General features: G+C 56.1%; 16 protein-coding genes. 14 read left to right on the top strand and 2 right to left on the bottom strand.

Going from position 1 to position 15,535, the window contains the following annotated elements; genetic code table 11:
* Nucleotides 1–120 precede the first annotated feature (120 nt).
* From K1718_RS07270 to K1718_RS07215, 12 genes are all read left to right on the top strand, one after another.
* Complete coding sequence (locus tag K1718_RS07270; RefSeq protein ID WP_265683377.1) at nucleotides 121–300, top strand: hypothetical protein; 180 nt, start codon at nucleotides 121–123, stop codon at nucleotides 298–300.
* Between the two features lie 32 nt (nucleotides 301–332).
* Nucleotides 333–1,475 carry a TRAP transporter substrate-binding protein gene (locus K1718_RS07265; protein WP_152500298.1) on the top strand — a complete coding sequence of 381 codons (1,143 nt, stop codon included), beginning with the start codon at nucleotides 333–335 and terminating at the stop codon, nucleotides 1,473–1,475.
* 120 nt (nucleotides 1,476–1,595) lie between these two features.
* Nucleotides 1,596–2,111, top strand: a complete 516-nt coding sequence (locus tag K1718_RS07260; RefSeq protein ID WP_152500297.1) for a TRAP transporter small permease — start codon at nucleotides 1,596–1,598, stop codon at nucleotides 2,109–2,111.
* 11 nt (nucleotides 2,112–2,122) lie between these two features.
* Nucleotides 2,123–3,454 carry a TRAP transporter large permease gene (locus K1718_RS07255; RefSeq protein ID WP_152500296.1) on the top strand — a complete coding sequence of 444 codons (1,332 nt, stop codon included), beginning with the start codon at nucleotides 2,123–2,125 and terminating at the stop codon, nucleotides 3,452–3,454.
* Nucleotides 3,455–3,462: 8 nt separating this feature from the next.
* Complete coding sequence (gene hisD, locus K1718_RS07250; protein WP_265683374.1) at nucleotides 3,463–4,776, top strand: histidinol dehydrogenase; 1,314 nt, start codon at nucleotides 3,463–3,465, stop codon at nucleotides 4,774–4,776.
* Between the two features lie 4 nt (nucleotides 4,777–4,780).
* Complete coding sequence (locus tag K1718_RS07245; RefSeq protein ID WP_265683371.1) at nucleotides 4,781–5,533, top strand: SDR family NAD(P)-dependent oxidoreductase; 753 nt, start codon at nucleotides 4,781–4,783, stop codon at nucleotides 5,531–5,533.
* Nucleotides 5,530–6,525, top strand: coding sequence for a zinc-dependent alcohol dehydrogenase (locus K1718_RS07240; protein ID WP_265683369.1), 996 nt, complete (start codon nucleotides 5,530–5,532; stop codon nucleotides 6,523–6,525). Before K1718_RS07245 ends, K1718_RS07240 begins: the two co-directional genes overlap by 4 nt.
* 10 nt (nucleotides 6,526–6,535) lie before the next feature.
* Entirely contained in the window at nucleotides 6,536–6,826 is a 291-nt protein-coding gene (locus K1718_RS07235) for a UxaA family hydrolase (RefSeq protein ID WP_152500292.1), read from the top strand.
* 12 nt (nucleotides 6,827–6,838) lie between these two features.
* The gene (locus K1718_RS07230) at nucleotides 6,839–8,020 is read left to right on the top strand and encodes a UxaA family hydrolase (protein WP_152500291.1); all 1,182 of its coding nucleotides are present in this window, start codon (nucleotides 6,839–6,841) and stop codon (nucleotides 8,018–8,020) included.
* Between the two features lie 51 nt (nucleotides 8,021–8,071).
* Entirely contained in the window at nucleotides 8,072–9,082 is a 1,011-nt protein-coding gene (locus tag K1718_RS07225) for an Ldh family oxidoreductase (protein ID WP_265683366.1), read from the top strand.
* A gap of 79 nt (nucleotides 9,083–9,161) precedes the next feature.
* Nucleotides 9,162–10,151 (top strand): YeiH family protein, encoded by a 990-nt coding sequence (locus K1718_RS07220; RefSeq protein ID WP_418068132.1) that lies wholly within the window; start codon nucleotides 9,162–9,164, stop codon nucleotides 10,149–10,151.
* Nucleotides 10,152–10,178: 27 nt separating this feature from the next.
* Nucleotides 10,179–10,598 (top strand): universal stress protein, encoded by a 420-nt coding sequence (locus K1718_RS07215; protein WP_265683364.1) that lies wholly within the window; start codon nucleotides 10,179–10,181, stop codon nucleotides 10,596–10,598.
* Nucleotides 10,599–10,728: 130 nt separating this feature from the next.
* Here the strand turns inward: K1718_RS07215 and K1718_RS07210 are convergent, their stop codons facing one another.
* Both K1718_RS07210 and K1718_RS07205 read right to left on the bottom strand, forming a co-directional pair.
* Nucleotides 10,729–11,883, bottom strand: a complete 1,155-nt coding sequence (locus K1718_RS07210; RefSeq protein ID WP_265683362.1) for a fumarylacetoacetate hydrolase family protein — start codon at nucleotides 11,881–11,883, stop codon at nucleotides 10,729–10,731.
* A gap of 227 nt (nucleotides 11,884–12,110) precedes the next feature.
* Complete coding sequence (locus K1718_RS07205) at nucleotides 12,111–13,109, bottom strand: LacI family DNA-binding transcriptional regulator (protein ID WP_265683359.1); 999 nt, start codon at nucleotides 13,107–13,109, stop codon at nucleotides 12,111–12,113.
* Nucleotides 13,110–13,222: 113 nt separating this feature from the next.
* Between K1718_RS07205 and K1718_RS07200 the strand changes: the two genes are divergently transcribed.
* Both K1718_RS07200 and eno read left to right on the top strand, forming a co-directional pair.
* Nucleotides 13,223–14,236 carry a phosphotransferase family protein gene (locus tag K1718_RS07200; protein WP_265683358.1) on the top strand — a complete coding sequence of 338 codons (1,014 nt, stop codon included), beginning with the start codon at nucleotides 13,223–13,225 and terminating at the stop codon, nucleotides 14,234–14,236.
* The gene (gene eno, locus K1718_RS07195) at nucleotides 14,233–15,531 is read left to right on the top strand and encodes a phosphopyruvate hydratase (RefSeq protein ID WP_265683356.1); all 1,299 of its coding nucleotides are present in this window, start codon (nucleotides 14,233–14,235) and stop codon (nucleotides 15,529–15,531) included. The genes K1718_RS07200 and eno overlap by 4 nt, the downstream gene beginning before the upstream one ends.
* Nucleotides 15,532–15,535 lie beyond the last annotated feature (4 nt).

Here is a 15,535-nt window from a genome sequence, read left to right as displayed (position 1 = left end):
GAGCCAAGAGTTTGCTTACAACTCTTGGCTCTCCAAGAAAATAACTTTTCTGCTTGCAATGAAAAATGTAAGCGCTTACATTTTTGCTCAGCCGGGTGAACTCATCGTTGGGAGGTGATCATGTTCTTGATTGTGGCAGCAGTCCTGTTTGCCGTTTTTGTGATCAACGTTTCGATCGGTTCTTTTGGTGGAACGCCGTTTTTCGGGAATGTCGGTGAAATGATCCTGCTCTTAGCAGTCTCAATAGCCTTCACGGCGACCATCCTCAAAAAGGAAGCAATAAAGCGGGCCGGCAAATAGCTTGATCGGAATAAAGTTTTAGGGAGGAATTCATGAAAAAGACCGAAGATCTCGCCTCGCGCGAGCGTCGTAACTTTTTGAAGCTGGCCAGCGCCGGCGGCTTCACCGCAGCAGTCGTAGCAGGTGCTGCCGGAACGCTGTGGTCGGACGAAGCCGTTGCGCAGACCGCGCAGGAGGAAGCTGCCCGCGAAAAAGCGGCAGACCATATCATGACGCTTGCGACTGCCTATCTGCTCGGCGCGTCGCGCAGCTACCCCATCATGCAGCTGGACCTTAAGGAAAACATCCAGAACGCAACCAACGGCAAGGTTTATGTCAAGTTGGCTCCGGGCGGACAGCTTGGTGCGGGCGGAGCGCTCGCTCAGGCCGTTCAGGGCGGCACGATCCAGGCAGCGCAGCACTCACTGTCGAATTTCGCACCATTCGCCTCGACAGTTGATCTGATCAACATGCCGTATTTCTGCGGTTCGAACCAACGCTTCACCAATCTTGTGACATCAGATGCCTGGAAAAAGGAAGTTCATCCGAAGATTGAAGCTTCGGGTTTCAAAGCCCTCTTCTATGTGGTGATCGATCCACGTGTTGTTGCCATCCGCAAAGGTGGAAACAAGGTGATCACACCTGGCGACCTGTCCGGCGTGAAATTCCGCGTACCAGGGTCCGCCATGCTTCAGCAATATTATCGCATGGTCGGTGCAAACCCGACGCCCGTCGCCTGGGGTGAAACACCTTCAGCGATTAAGCAAGGGGTTGCCGATGCTCTCGATCCGTCAGTCGGTGCACTTTACGTGTTCGGCTTCAAGGACATCTTGAGCCATGTGACCTTCACCCAGGCCGTTCCGGACAGTCAGGTCTATTCCATGAACCTTGAATGGTTCAACTCGTTGCCGGCCGACGTTCAGGAAGGCATCGAATTTGCTGGTGAGATCACGGCTCAGCAGAACCTTGCCAAGGTACCTGCTGCCCGGTCCTACGCCATGTCCGAACTGGTGAAGTCTGGTGTGGAATTCCATTCGCTGAGCGAAGATCAGCTTGGAGAATGGAAAGAAGCCGGTGGTTATCAGCGCGAAGAATGGGATCAGTTCAAGGTCGAACTGGCCGGTTCCATGGAAGCGTTTGGCCGTCTGGAAGAAGCCGCAAACACAATGGGCCGCTACTACGTCCACGACGCTTAAGACGTCGCTCCTTTGGGCCGGTGCCTTTTCGCACCGGCCCCTGTTTCCTGTTCAATAAAGCCTTTCCCGCGCAACCACCGCATCAGAGGATCCTCTGATGTGAACGGTAGAGGAGTGCCCATGTTGAAAGTCCTTCAAGCCGTGGACAAGAACGGAGAACGCTGGCTGTTGCTGGTCTTCTACGTGATGCTTGTTCTGACCATGTTCGTCGAAGTTGTTCGGCGCGAAGTGTTCGCCTACTCATCCATCTGGGGTGAGGAAATTGTCCGGTACTCGTTCATCTATCTTGCCTGGATAGGCGCTGCAGCGGCCGTCAAGGAACGCGGGCACATCCGCATCGATGTGATCATGCAGTATGTCGGTCCCAAGGTGAAAGCGCTGCTCTACATCCTGGGCGATCTCGTGATGGCTGCCGTTGCATTGGTTGCTGTCTACTGGTCGTTCGAAACCGTTCTCGTTTCAGCAAAATTCGGCTCCGTGACCCACGGTCTGCGCATCTCGCAAGTCTGGTTCCTGATGGCCGTTCCGTTCGGGTTCGCGCTGGTTCTGTTCCGGCTCGCTCAATCTCTCCTGCGCGATCTGCGCGACTTTCGTGACGGACGTCCCGTTTACGAAGGCGACAAGCTCTTCGACTGAGGGAGGCACCTATGCTCTGGCAACAATTACAACAACAGACCGTCGAACTCGGCTGGGACTTTTATGGTCCGGTTCTGATCTTCATCGGCCTTGTTGCACTCGCCGTGCCTGTCTGGGCTGCAATCGGCTCCGCGGCAATCGCAATGCTGATCATCTCAGGCGCGCTGCCGCTCTCCCTCGTCGGGGAAAGTCTCTTTCACGGCATCGACCACTTTGCCCTGACCGCCGTTCCCCTGTTCATTCTGACGGGCGACGTTCTGGTTCGCACCGGTCTGAGCCGCAAGTTTCTCGATGTCGCGGAAGCCCTCACCTGCTGGGCCAAAGGCGGCTTCGGCTCGGCCACTGTTCTGGTCTGCGGCATGTTCTCCGCAATCTCGGGATCTGATGCGGCAGGTGCCGCGGCCGTTGGCCGGATGACCATCGAACGCCTTGTGGAAAGCGGGTACCCGCGCCCTTATGCCTGTGCACTGGTTGCCGCTGGCGCCTGTACCGGCATTTTGATCCCGCCTTCGATCGCCTACATCATCATCGGGCTGGTTCTCGGGATTTCCGCGTCGACCCTGTTCCTTGCCGCACTCATTCCCGGCATCGCCATTCTTCTGTCGATCCTTGTGACCAACATCGTGATGAACCGGATCTATGCCTATGAAGGCGGTGGTCTGATGACCTTCAGCGAATGGTCTGCCAATCTCGGCAAGGCCTTGAAGTCAGGCTGGTATGCGTTCATCGTCCCAGGCGTCATCTTCTACGGTATCTTTTCCGGACGCCTGACACCAACCGAAGCCGGTGCCGTCGCGGTGGTTATCACCATCGTCATGGGCTTTGTTCTTGGCACACTGAAACTGTCCGATTTCCCGGCAATGCTCGTCAGCTCGGCGAAGGTGAACGGTGTCATCGTTCCGATTATCGCCTTCTCCCTGCCGCTCGCACAGGCGCTGGCGATCCTCGGTGTTCCTCAGGGTTTTGTCTATGCAGTGACATCGCTGACAAGCGAACCTGCGCTTCTCATACTCCTGATGGTCGGCATCCTGATCGCAGCGGGCTGCGTGATGGAAACAACACCGAACATCGTTATCCTGGCGCCGATCCTGAAGCCGCTTGCCGACAATATCGGCATGAACGAGATCCAGTTCTGTATCATGATGATCACCGCGCTTGGTGTCGGCTTCATCACGCCTCCACTTGGGTTGAACCTGTTCGTCGTTTCGGGTCTGACAGGCGAGTCAATCCTGAAAATCGCAGCACGGGCCGTGCCGTTCGTCTTCTTCATGCTGATCGTGACGTTGATGATCGCCTATGTGCCTGCAATCTCCACAACGCTTCTTCCTGACATTTACAAGTAGGGTCTGAAATGACTGTTGAATATCTAAAGAAGGCGGTCCTGACATCAAAGACCGATGCTTCCGAGACCACCAAAATCGTGCAGGAAATCCTTGATACGATTGAAGCGGGCGGCGACGCAGCCGCCCTGGAATACGCCGCCAAGTTCGACAAGTATGAGGGTGACATCATTTTGAATGATGCAGCAATCGAAGCTGCATCAGCCAAAGTGCCGGAAAAACTCAAGCGGGATATCGAATTCGCGCATCAAAACGTGAAGCGTTTCGCCGAAGCTCAACGTGAGACCTGCCAGGACATTGAGGTTGAAGTGATCCCTGGCTTGATCGCTGGACAAAAGAGCATCCCGGTCGACACTGCCGGGTGCTACATCCCCGGCGGCCGCTACAGTCATATCGCCAGCGCCATCATGACCGTCACCACCGCCAAGGTGGCAGGCTGCAAGAACATCATTGCTTGCTCACCACCGCGTCCGGGCATCGGCGTCAATGCTGCGATCATCTACGCCGCCAAAGTGTGTGGCGCTGACAAGATCCTGGCAATGGGCGGCGTACAAGGCGTTGCAGCGATGACGTTTGGCCTCTTCGATTTGCCCAAGGCAAACATCCTGGTCGGCCCTGGCAACCAGTTTGTTGCCGAAGCCAAGAGGATCCTTTTCGGCAGGGTCGGTATCGACATGATCGCCGGACCGACAGACAGCCTTGTTCTGGCCGATGCGACCGCCGATGCCGAAGTCGTGGCCGCCGATCTCGTTGGTCAGGCCGAACACGGTTACAATTCACCCGTGTGGCTTGTGACGGACGACCGTTCATTGGCCGAAAAGGTGATGGCACTCGTGCCCAAACTGATCGATGATCTGCCGGAAGTGAACCGGGACAATGCCACAGCCGCCTGGCGCGACTATGCTGAGGTCATCCTTTGTGAAAACCGGGAAGAAATGGCGGCAACTTCGGACCTCTATGCGCCTGAACACCTCACAGTGCAGGCGCAGGACCTGGACTGGTGGCTCAAACGGTTGTCCTGCTACGGATCTCTGTTTCTCGGTGAAGAAACAACCGTTGCCTTTGGCGACAAGGCGTCGGGACCAAACCATGTTCTGCCAACCTCCGGAGCTGCGACCTATACCGGCGGTCTTTCCGTTCATAAATACATGAAGATCGTCACATGGCAGCGCGCAACGCGCGATGCAGCCAAGCCGGTGGCGGAAGCAACGGCTCGTATTTCAAGGCTTGAGGGTATGGAAGGCCACGCACGCACGGCCGATATCAGGCTCAGGAAATACTTCCCCGACGAGACATTCGATCTCAGTGCCGATGCCGGGGTCTGATCGCATGACTGCCCTCTTCGACGTAACCGGCAAGGTTGTTTGTGTGACCGGAGCAAGTTCCGGCCTCGGGCGCCGAGCCGCCACCGTACTGGCAAGCGCCGGTGCGTCGGTGGTTGGCGTTGCACGCAGAGCCGAAGACCTGGAAAACTGGAAACAAGAAGCGGGCGGCCACACAGCGGCTGTATCAGCCGACCTCAGCGACCGCGCCAAGCTTGCAAAGACTGTCGAAGAGGTGAGCACGCCTTTCGGTCCACCTCAGATCCTGGTGCACGCAGCCGGCATCAACACCAGGCAGGTCGCGGACGAAGTTACCCCTGAGGGATGGGACATCACTTTGACGCTCAACCTCACGATACCGTTCTTTTTGAGCAAAGCCTTTGTTCCGGCCATGCGGGAAAAAGGCTGGGGCCGCATCGTCAATTTTGCTTCATTGCAAACCGAGCGCGCCTTTCCCGGAGGTATTTCTTATGGAGCCTCAAAAGGCGGGATTGGCCAGCTGACGAGAGCAATGGCTGAAGCCTGGTCTGAAGACGGTATCAACACCAACGCGCTCGGGCCTGGCTTCTTTCCAACGGAATTGACGGCCGCGGTCTTTGGTGACAAGGAAAGAGCTGAACGAAATGCTGCTCAAACCTGCATCGGGCGAAACGGCGAACTGGAAGATATCGACGGACCGTTGTTGTTCCTGTGTTCTGAAGCCTCCAGCTACGTGACCGGCCAAATCCTGATGGTCGATGGAGGGTTTACTGCAAAATGAAAGCGCTTGTTTATACAGGACCAGAAGCCCAGTCCTATCAGGACGTCGCCGATCCTGTTCCGGTGCAGGATGAAGTTCTCATCCGCGTCGCCCATACCGGCATATGCGGTTCCGACATGCACGCCTATCTGGGTCATGACGAGCGCCGGCCGGCGCCGCTGATCCTTGGTCATGAAGTTGCCGGAACGGTTCAGACGGGGCCCCTGTCCGGTCGGCACGTCACGGTCAATCCACTGGTAACCTGCGGCAAATGCGAAGCCTGCAAATCCGGGCGTGACAACCTGTGTACGGAACGCCAGATAATTTCAATGCCGCCGCGTGAAGGCGGTTTTGCCGACTATCTTGCCATGCCGGAGCGGAATCTGGTGACCGTTCCAGATCACGTATCGGACGCACAAGCTGCTCTGGCAGAACCGATAGCCTGTGGTTGGCACGCAGTGCGGTTGGCCCGCGCCGCGCTCCGTTGCGAACCTGCCGAAGCGCGAACACTTGTGATCGGCGGCGGCGCTATCGGCCTCGGTGCAGCACTTTCTTTGAGAGCTCAGGGCATGCCTGATGTCCGTCTGGTCGAACCGAATGAGAGCCGTGGTCAATTCCTTGCAAAAACCTGTGGCATTGAAGTCCTGACGCCGGAAGAGGCAGACACCAGCGGCCAATATGACCTGGTGATAGACGGCGTCGGTTACGCCGCGACACGAGCAGCCGCCTCGGCGTCCGTAAAGCCTGGCGGTGTCATTGCCCACATAGGCTTGGGATCCGCAGACGGGGGGCTCGATATACGTCGTGTTACCCTTCAGGAAATTACCTTTATCGGCACCTACACTTACACTGCAGAAGACTTCCGTCAGACTGCCAAAGCGATGTTCGAGGGAAGGCTAGGCGCGCTAAACTGGGTTGAAATCCGGCCTTTGTCAGAAGGCCAGGCAGCCTTTGCCGACTTGCGTGCAGGCAAAATCTCGGTGCCCAAAATTCTACTTTCGCCAAACACCTAAGGAGACATTCATGTCTGAAATCCCCCATCTTCTTGTCCATGAACATGCCGACAATGTCGGTGTGGTCGTCGTGGAAGGACTGACGGCCGGTACCGATATGCTGTGCTGCGTCACCCACGACAACTCTACTTTCCGACTGACCGCAGGCGCTGATGTGCCCATCGGACACAAGATCGCACTGAAAGATCTGAAAGACGGAGACACGGCTGTCAAATACGGCGAGGACATCGGCAAAATCATTGCCGATATCGAAAAGGGCGGACATGTCCACACCCACAACTGCAAAACAAAGCGCTGGTAAGGAGCCCTGCCCATGTCATCCAAATACTCAAATGTCACGGTGAAGGCCTATCGGCGGGAAAACGGCCGCGTCGGCGTACGCAACCACGTCGTCATTCTGCCGGTCGACGATATTTCGAACGCAGCCTGTGAGGCCGTGGCCAACAACGTCAAGGGCACCCTTGCCATTCCGCATGCCTATGGTCGCCTTCAATTCGGCGAAGATCTGGAGTTGCATTTCCGCACGATGATCGGCACCGGAGCCAACCCGAATGTTGCTGCTGTCGTGGTGATCGGGATCGAACCCGGCTGGACCAAACGCATCGCGGACGGCATTCGCGAAACCGGCAAGCCGGTCGCCGAGTTCTCCATTGAGCAGAACGGCGATTTTGAAACCATTCGCGCAGCATCCTGGAAAGCCAAGGAATTCGTTCACTGGTCAACCGAACTTCAGCGCGAAGAATGCCCGCTTTCAGATCTATGGGTTTCGACAAAGTGTGGTGAAAGCGACACCACGACCGGCCTTGGATCGTGCCCGACCGTCGGCAACATGTACGACAAGCTGCTTCCGGAAGGCATTACCGGCTTCTTCGGCGAAACATCAGAGATCACCGGCGCTGAGCACATTTGCCAGAAACGGGCAATCAACGAGGAAGTCGGCGAGCGCTGGCACAAGATGTGGAAAGCGTATCAGGACGATGTGATCTTTGCTCACCAGACCGACGACCTGTCTGACAGCCAGCCTACGAAGGGCAACATTGAAGGCGGTCTGACCACGATCGAAGAAAAAGCGCTCGGCAACCTTGAAAAGATCGGCCGAACCTCGCAATACATCGACATCCTGGAGCCGGCTGAAGCACCCAAGTCCGGTAAAGGCCTCTATTTCATGGATTCATCATCCGCCGCTGCGGAATGTGTTACCCTGATGGCAGCCGGTGGCGCCGTGATCCACACCTTCCCGACAGGACAAGGCAACGTGGTCGGCAACCCGATTGTTCCGGTCATCAAGATCACTGCCAATCCGCGCACAGTGCGCACGATGAGCGAACATGTTGACGTGGATGTCTCCGGTATTTTGCGCCGGGAGATGACCATCGATGAGGCCGGCGACGAATTGATCGAAATGATCCGTCGCACCGCCAATGGGCGCAACACGGCTGCAGAAGCCCTAGGTCATAGAGAGTTCTCAATGACCAAACTTTACAGAAGCGCCTGATTTGCCGGCTGGATGGCCGGTTCGCCGGCCATCTTTAGGAGTGACGACTTTATGGAAACCTCAGAGCGCCTCAGTCTCGCCGAAGCGGTCAGTCTGATTTCGGCGGCTTTTGTCGCGGCCGACGTCCCTTCAGCAGTGGCCCATACAGTCGCTGAGGCTCTGGTTGCCGCCGAAGCCGAAGGTCAGATCGGTCACGGGTTTTCTCGCGTTGAAGACTACGTTGCCCAGGTACGCTCGGGGAAAATTCGCGCGCAGGCACCAGTCGATATCAGGGAAATCGGAACCTCTAGCCTGCTGGCGGATGCCGGTTTCGGCTTTGCCTATCCAGCCCTTGATTTTGTCATTGCACGTGGGGCTGCTCTTGCTCACGAAAGCGGGTGCGCGACCATGGGTGTCACGCGGTCTCATCACTGCGGTGCCCTGTCCGTTCAGGTTGAAAAGCTTGCCAGACAGGGGTTGCTCGGCATCATGGTCGCAAACGCGCCCGCTGCGATGGCACCGTTCGGCGCCAAATCAGCGGTCTTCGGAACCAATCCGATTGCCTTCGCTGCACCGAGGGCGGACAAAGATCCCCTGGTCATCGATTTGTCCTTGTCGCGCGTGGCGCGCGGCAAGGTGATGAATGCCCGAAAGGCGGGTAAGCCGATCCCCGAAGGATGGGCGCTCAACAAGGACGGCCAGCCGACCACAGATGCTTCGGAAGCACTGGAAGGCACCATGCTGCCAATTGGCGAAGCAAAGGGCACTGCGCTCGCCTTGATGGTCGAAATTCTGGCTTCGGTAATGACAGGGGCAGCAAAGAGCACTGAAGCGTCTTCCTTTTTCAGCAGTGATGGTCCACCTCCGGGGGTCGGACAATTCCTGATCGCCATGAAACCTCAGGATCAGGCTCATTTCGCGGATCGCATCGAAGGCTTGTTGCAACTCATCGAGACCATGGAGGGCGCACGCCTTCCCGGCACCAGGCGATCCACAGCCATTCGCGAGGCAAAGGACAAGGGCATTGAAGTGCCAACCCGGTATCTTGAAGTCGTGAGAGGGCTTGCTGATGTCTCAGCCTGACCTCAATGAACCGGCTTCGGCCGCTCCCGCTGGAAACGCCGGAAGATCAAAATTCAGTGCTGATGTGCTTCGCACAGTTATGCCCGGTGTGCTCGTTGCCCTGGTTATTGCGCTCGCCAGCCAGTTCATCGCCGAGCACTACGGCGCTCCGGCTATGCTTCTTGCGCTCTTGATCGGCATCTCGCTGAACTTCTTGTCCGAGGATGTTCGCTGTCAGGCGGGCATTGCATTCAGCGCCCGTACCCTTCTTCGGCTGGGCGTCGCTCTTCTGGGGCTACGCATCAGCTTCGACATGGTAAGTGCGCTTGGCTGGCCGGTCGTGGGCCTGGTCGTTGCAGGCGTCCTTCTGACCATCGCTTTTGGCCTTGCAGTTTCGCGCCTGTTCGGCTTCCGTTACCGGTTTGCGTTTCTGTCGGCAGGATCTGTCGCGATCTGCGGCGCCTCAGCCGCCATGGCCATCGCCGCCATCTTGCCTAAAGATGAAAGATCAGAGGATAGGCTCGTCTTCACCGTGGTCGGCGTCACCATATTGTCAACGCTTGCCATGATCCTTTATCCGGTTCTGTCCGAACAGCTCGCACTCAGTGACAGAGCTGCCGGCATTTATCTCGGCGCGACGATCCACGATGTCGCACAGGTCGTCGGTGCGGGCTTTTCCGTTTCGCAGGAAGCCGGCGAGACGGCGACGCTGGTCAAGCTGCTGCGTGTCGCCATGCTTGCACCCATCGTGATGACAGCACTGATCGTGCTTCGGATGACCGTCGGCAGCAGTGCTTCAGGCAACCCCGGCATGCCCCTCGTCCCGGCATTCGTGGTCGGCTTCGTGGCCTTGGCAACACTCAATTCCGTTATCGCGCTTCCGGCAGTGATCACTGAACTGTCGGCAGACCTGTCTCGCTGGCTGTTGCTGCTGGCAATCGCGGCGGTTGGGCTGAAGACAGTTCCCAAAGACTTGATGAAAGTCGGCAAGGCAGCCGCAGGACTGCTGATTGCAGAAACAGTTTTTCTAGCTGCACTGGTCGCATTCGGGCTTCTTGTCGTGCTGCCAGGCCTGCAAGGCGGCTCATAACAGTTCAAAAATGGAGGCTTCAGGTCGATGTATAAAAATGTTCTCATTCCCGTCGCGCTGGATCATGAAACACTTGTCCAGCGGAAACTTGAAGTCGCCCGGCATTTATTGACTGACGATGGCCGGATCACTCTATTGACCGTGCTTGAAAACATTCCTGGCTTTGTCTCGGAGTTCGTTGACCTGAAAATTGACAATCATCTGACTGACAAGGTGGCCGAAAAGCTGCAACAGGCGGCTGACGGAGACCAACGGGTCGACTGCAAGGTCGTGACCGGCAAACCCGGTGTCCAGATTGCAAGCTACGCAAAAGACAACAATATCGACTTGATACTGGTCGGTTCTCATCACCCGTCAGCACAGGACTACTTTTTGGGATCGACAGCGTCCCGGGTCGTGCGGCGTGCTGAATGCTCCGTCTTTGTTGTGCGTGATGATGACAGCTGAGGTCAATCGCCCCCCAGCAGACCTGACAAACCGGCAGACCTGACACGAACGATGGGAGCGAACCAACAACGCAACTTGTCACGTCACTGGAGCACCTCCCTCAGGTGTTGAAACGGTTGATGGATCCGCTCTAGATAAGCTTGCGGCTTGAAAGATTTGCCATCAACGCGCGGTTTCCGAAACGCCATTCAGGACAGTGCGTTGACAGTCGCACTGTGTTTCGGAGTGTTCCCAACTGGGGACAGGATATCTCGACAATGTCGCCCAGCTTATGGGTGAAGCCCTCGCCGGGCGTGTCGCGATCTTCCGTCGGTGCAAACAGCGTTCCAAGAAACAGGAAAAAACCATCTGGATACTGGTGATGGCGGCCGCAGGCCTGCGCCACAAGGTCAAGCGGATCTCGGCTTATCTCGGTCATTGTCGAATGCCCGGAGAGCGTGAACCCATCTTCACCCGTGACTTTCAGATCAAGTTCCAATCTGCGCACATCATCCATGCCGAACGTATCGTCGAACAGACGTACCGCAGGGCCGATGGATGTTGACGCGTTGTTGTCTTTGGCCTTGCCCAGCAACAATGCGGACCGACCTTCGATGTCGCGCAGGTTCACGTCATTTCCGAGCATCGCACCTTTGACTTGACCGGAACTGCTGACTGCAAGAACGACTTCCGGTTCAGGATTGTTCCACCGCGAAGCAGGGTGCAGACCGACTGCAGCACCAGAACCAACAGCTGACATAGGCTGCGACTTCGTGAAAACTTCTGCGTCTGGCCCGATGCCAACCTCCAGATATTGCGACCACATATCTTCAGCGACCAGGGCGTCTTTTAGTTGAGCGGCTTTTTCAGAGCCGGGCTCAACGGACTTCAGGCTCTCTCCCATGATGGCTGTGCAGCGTTCACGGATCTGATCCGCTTTCTTGGGATCTCCCTTCGCCCGTTCTTCAATCACGCGCTCAAGCATGGAAGATGCAAACGTCACACCGCAGGCTTTGATCGCCTGAAGGTCTGCGGGCGCCAATAGCCAGGGCTGCGAAGTGTCAGGTGTTTCGCGGGAGTTCAATGCGATCTGATCGAGACGGCCAATCGGTTCACCCTCGGCGCTGGTAAGCCAGGCCGCCGGGTTTTCAAGTTCAAGAAGATCGTGAACCGTTGACACAGCCTTGCAGGTGACATCATGCAAAACACCGTCTTTCAGCGCACAAATCGATGGCCCTGAAACATCGGGACGCCAGACCCTGAACAAAAATGTGCCGTCATTAGGAAGGCTCAGCGATGTACTCATGAAGCTCTCGTATCCGCAATTATAAACACAGTCTGTCTTGCTGTCAGTCTCGCAATACTTCCAAAAACCACACCCGAGACATCACCGGACATGGGCTCGGTGAGCGAGACTGAACCGAAACATGATGAACGCATAACACTCAGCCCTGCCCGGAACCAGCGTTGGCCCATCACCCAGCGTCTGAAAAAGTGACGATCGCGATATTGGATGGCAAACAACAAGAGCCCTCAGGATTTTCTGATCACGAGTTCGGCCTGAAATTCGAATATCTGAGCATTTTCATCGTCGGCGGTACCCGACTTCAAAACCTGAAGTGTCTGGTTTGCAAGAGGTGAAACCGGGACGCGGATCGTCGAGATCCCACCTTCAATCCAAGTATAGAAAGACGGGTCGCCATATCCGATGAAGGCGATGTCGGAACCGGGTTTGCGGCCCGATGTCAAAAGAGCGTGCAGAGCCCCATTTGAGATTTCAAACCCGCCGCAGACTATCGCCGTTGCAACACCTTCCGACAAAAGAGCCTCTGCAGAATTGCCTCCCATGGAAAATGATGGCGGTGCAGTCTTGATCAGTTCATGAATTTCGGAAAGTCCGCTCTCACGAAGTCCCTTGCGATAGGCTTCCAGACGATTGCGACCAGAGGATAGATCAGAATTCGCGCCGATATAGGCTATTTTCTTATGACCCGTTGCGTGAAGGTGTTTGACTGCGGCTGAGATCGCTCCGGCATCATCCACCAGGATCGCAGCTTCACGTCCGGTCACGGAGCGTTGGCGGATCAATTGAATCACGTCGAGCCCGTCAAGATGATGCCGATCTCCACCCATCAGGTGAGGGTCTCCAGGGGCCGGTACGACAACAACGGCCTTTGCCTGAACTTCGCGCAATTGTTGCATTGCCTTGTGCTCTGTTTTTAAGTCGTCGTCTGTCAGATGAATGATCAGCTGATAGGAAAAAGCTTCACAGATTCGGGCAAGTTCGTTGGCGAAACTGGCATAAAACTCGTTGACAATGTTGGGCAGAAGCAGCCCGACAATCCGAGTACCGTCGCCTCGCATGGCTGTCGCAGCGGCGATCTTGACATAGCCGAGTTCAGCCGCTCTTTTTTTCACGAGTTCCCGGGTGTCTTTCTGGACATTCGGATGATCGGAGAGCGCCCGGGAAACGGTCATATGCGAGATCCCGAGGTCCTTTGCGATGGTTTTGATCGTTACCCGAGCCGCCAAATTTCTGCTCTCCGTTTTGTCACAGCGCGCAAACTATGACTTGACAGAGACGAGAGTGCAATGGCAAATGTTCACGTGAACATAATTCAATCAAGCCAAACGAACGGGTGAAAATGCCGACCGCGCTCAGGAAAAGGTGCGAAGAACTGATTGACGAGCTTGGACTGGCTGATCCGGCGGCGATCAGTGTTGTTCGTCCGCTCACCGGTGGCGTCGCTTCAGATATCGCGATGGTCGAAGTTGAAGGCCAACGCTTGTGCATCAAATTCGCCCTTCCGAAACTAAAAGTCGCTGAAGATTGGAAAGCACCAGTCCACAGAAACAAAGCTGAATTCGAATGGTTGAGAGTGGCGGCCGATATTGCTCCGGAAAGCGCTGTCAAAGTCTTCGGCAGGTCGGAAGAAAACCACGGCTTCGCAATGGAATTCCTTGCCGGAGACGACGTATTCCTCTGGAAATCGGATTTGCTCGAAGGCCGGCGTATCCCATCTCGTGCAAACCTGGTCGGCAACCTGCTCGGAAGCATCCATGCAGCCTCGACCCGTCCAGGCTTCGAAACTGCGCCCTTCCAAAACCGTGATGACTTTTATGCGCTCCGCATCGAGCCCTATCTTGTCTTCACCGCAAAGAAGAAGGCCGAAGTTGCAGAGCAGCTGACTGCGTTGGCAAACCGTCTCTATGAGACTGAAACAGTGCTCGTCCACGGAGACGTCAGCCCGAAGAACATCTTGTTCAAGGGAAAGCAGCCAGTCGTGCTCGATGCAGAATGCGCCACCATGGGTGCGCCTGAATTCGACGTTGCCTTTTGCCTGAACCATCTGATCTTGAAAGCACAGCACGTGCCGACGCTTCGTCCGGCTCTCGCAGCCGACCTTGAAGAGTTTTGGAGTGCCTACGCGGCCCATGTCAGTTGGGAAACACCAGAACGGATCGAACGCCGAACAGCAGAGCTTCTGCCAGCCCTGATGCTTGCCCGCATCGACGGCAAGTCGCCGGTCGAATATCTGGACGAGAGCTCTCGTTTGACAATCAGAGAGGCATCGATCGCATTGCTGAAAAAGCCAAAAACAAAAATCGGCGAGATCGCCGAGACATTTGCACAAACATGGAAGGGTAACAGCCGTTGACCGCGATCACATCAGTCAGAGGACGGCGGGTCTGGGACTCCCGTGGCAATCCGACGCTAGAAGTCGACGTTATCCTTGAAGATGGAAGCCTTGGCAGGGCAATCGCTCCGGCGGGAGCAAGCCGAGGCACCCGCGAAGCCGTTGATTTGCGCGACGGAGGAAGCAATTTGCGCGGTATGGATGTTGCTCAGGCCCTGGAGAGCATCAACAAGACGATTGCTCCGGAACTTGTGGGTTTGAGCGCGAACAATCAGAGTGCCGTGGATGATCGTCTGCTTGAGCTGGATCCCTCGCCCATCAAGGAAACGCTCGGCGGCAATGCGATGGTCGCCACTTCGCTCGCCGTCCTTCACGCGGGCGCTGCAAGTGCGAAGAAACCGCTCTGGCGTCATGTTGCGGATCTTTATGACCAAACCCCGTCCATTCCCCTGCCCGAAATCCAGATTTTCGGAGGCGGTGCACATGCCGGACGCAGGGTCGACATTCAAGACTTCATGATCATGGTCCCGGGCGCTCAGAGCTTCGACGAGGTGCTTGAAATCACGAATGAAGTCTATTTCGCAGCCGGAGACATCATGGCCTCGAAAGGCCGGTTGGCCGGAGTTGCCGACGAGGGCGGCTGGTGGCCGGTTTTCGACAGCAATGAAGAAGCCTTGGAAACTCTCGTTAAAGCCATCGAAAAAGCAGGTGAGAAACCCGGCGCACGGGTCGCAATCTCGCTGGACATCGCCGCATCCGAATTCGGCCAAAACGGAAAATACCGGCTTGCGCTCGAAGACAAGGCAATGGACAGTGCCGAGCTGATTGACCTGCTTGGAAACTGGATCGACACATATCCAATTGTCTCGATCGAGGACCCGGTTGGAGAGGACGACACTGACGGAATGATAGAATTCACCAAGCGGTTTGGCGAACGGGTTCAGATCATTGGCGATGATTATCTGGTGACCAACGCCAACCTGGTGGAAGCCGCAAATGCAGATCGTGCTTGCAACGCTGTTCTGATCAAGGTCAATCAGGCAGGAACCGTCAGCGAAGCAGTGGACGCCTTTGCTGCGGCAAAAAAATCAGACTGGGGGGCAATTGTTTCTGCGCGATCCGGTGAAACTGAAGATGTTTCCATCAGCCATCTGGCGACGGGTCTTGGGTGCGGACAATTGAAGGTTGGTTCCTTCACCCGTTCTGAACGGATGGTAAAGTGGAATGAATGCCTGCGTATCCAGGAGCAACTGGGCAGCGGGACTTTTGCTGCCGGGAGCGCTTTGAAAGGCACCTGGTGGGGCAAAAAACACTAAGGAC

Source organism: Roseibium porphyridii, from assembly GCF_026191725.2.
GTDB lineage: Bacteria > Pseudomonadota > Alphaproteobacteria > Rhizobiales > Stappiaceae > Roseibium > Roseibium porphyridii.
This window is presented reverse-complemented; position numbering and strand designations above follow the sequence as displayed.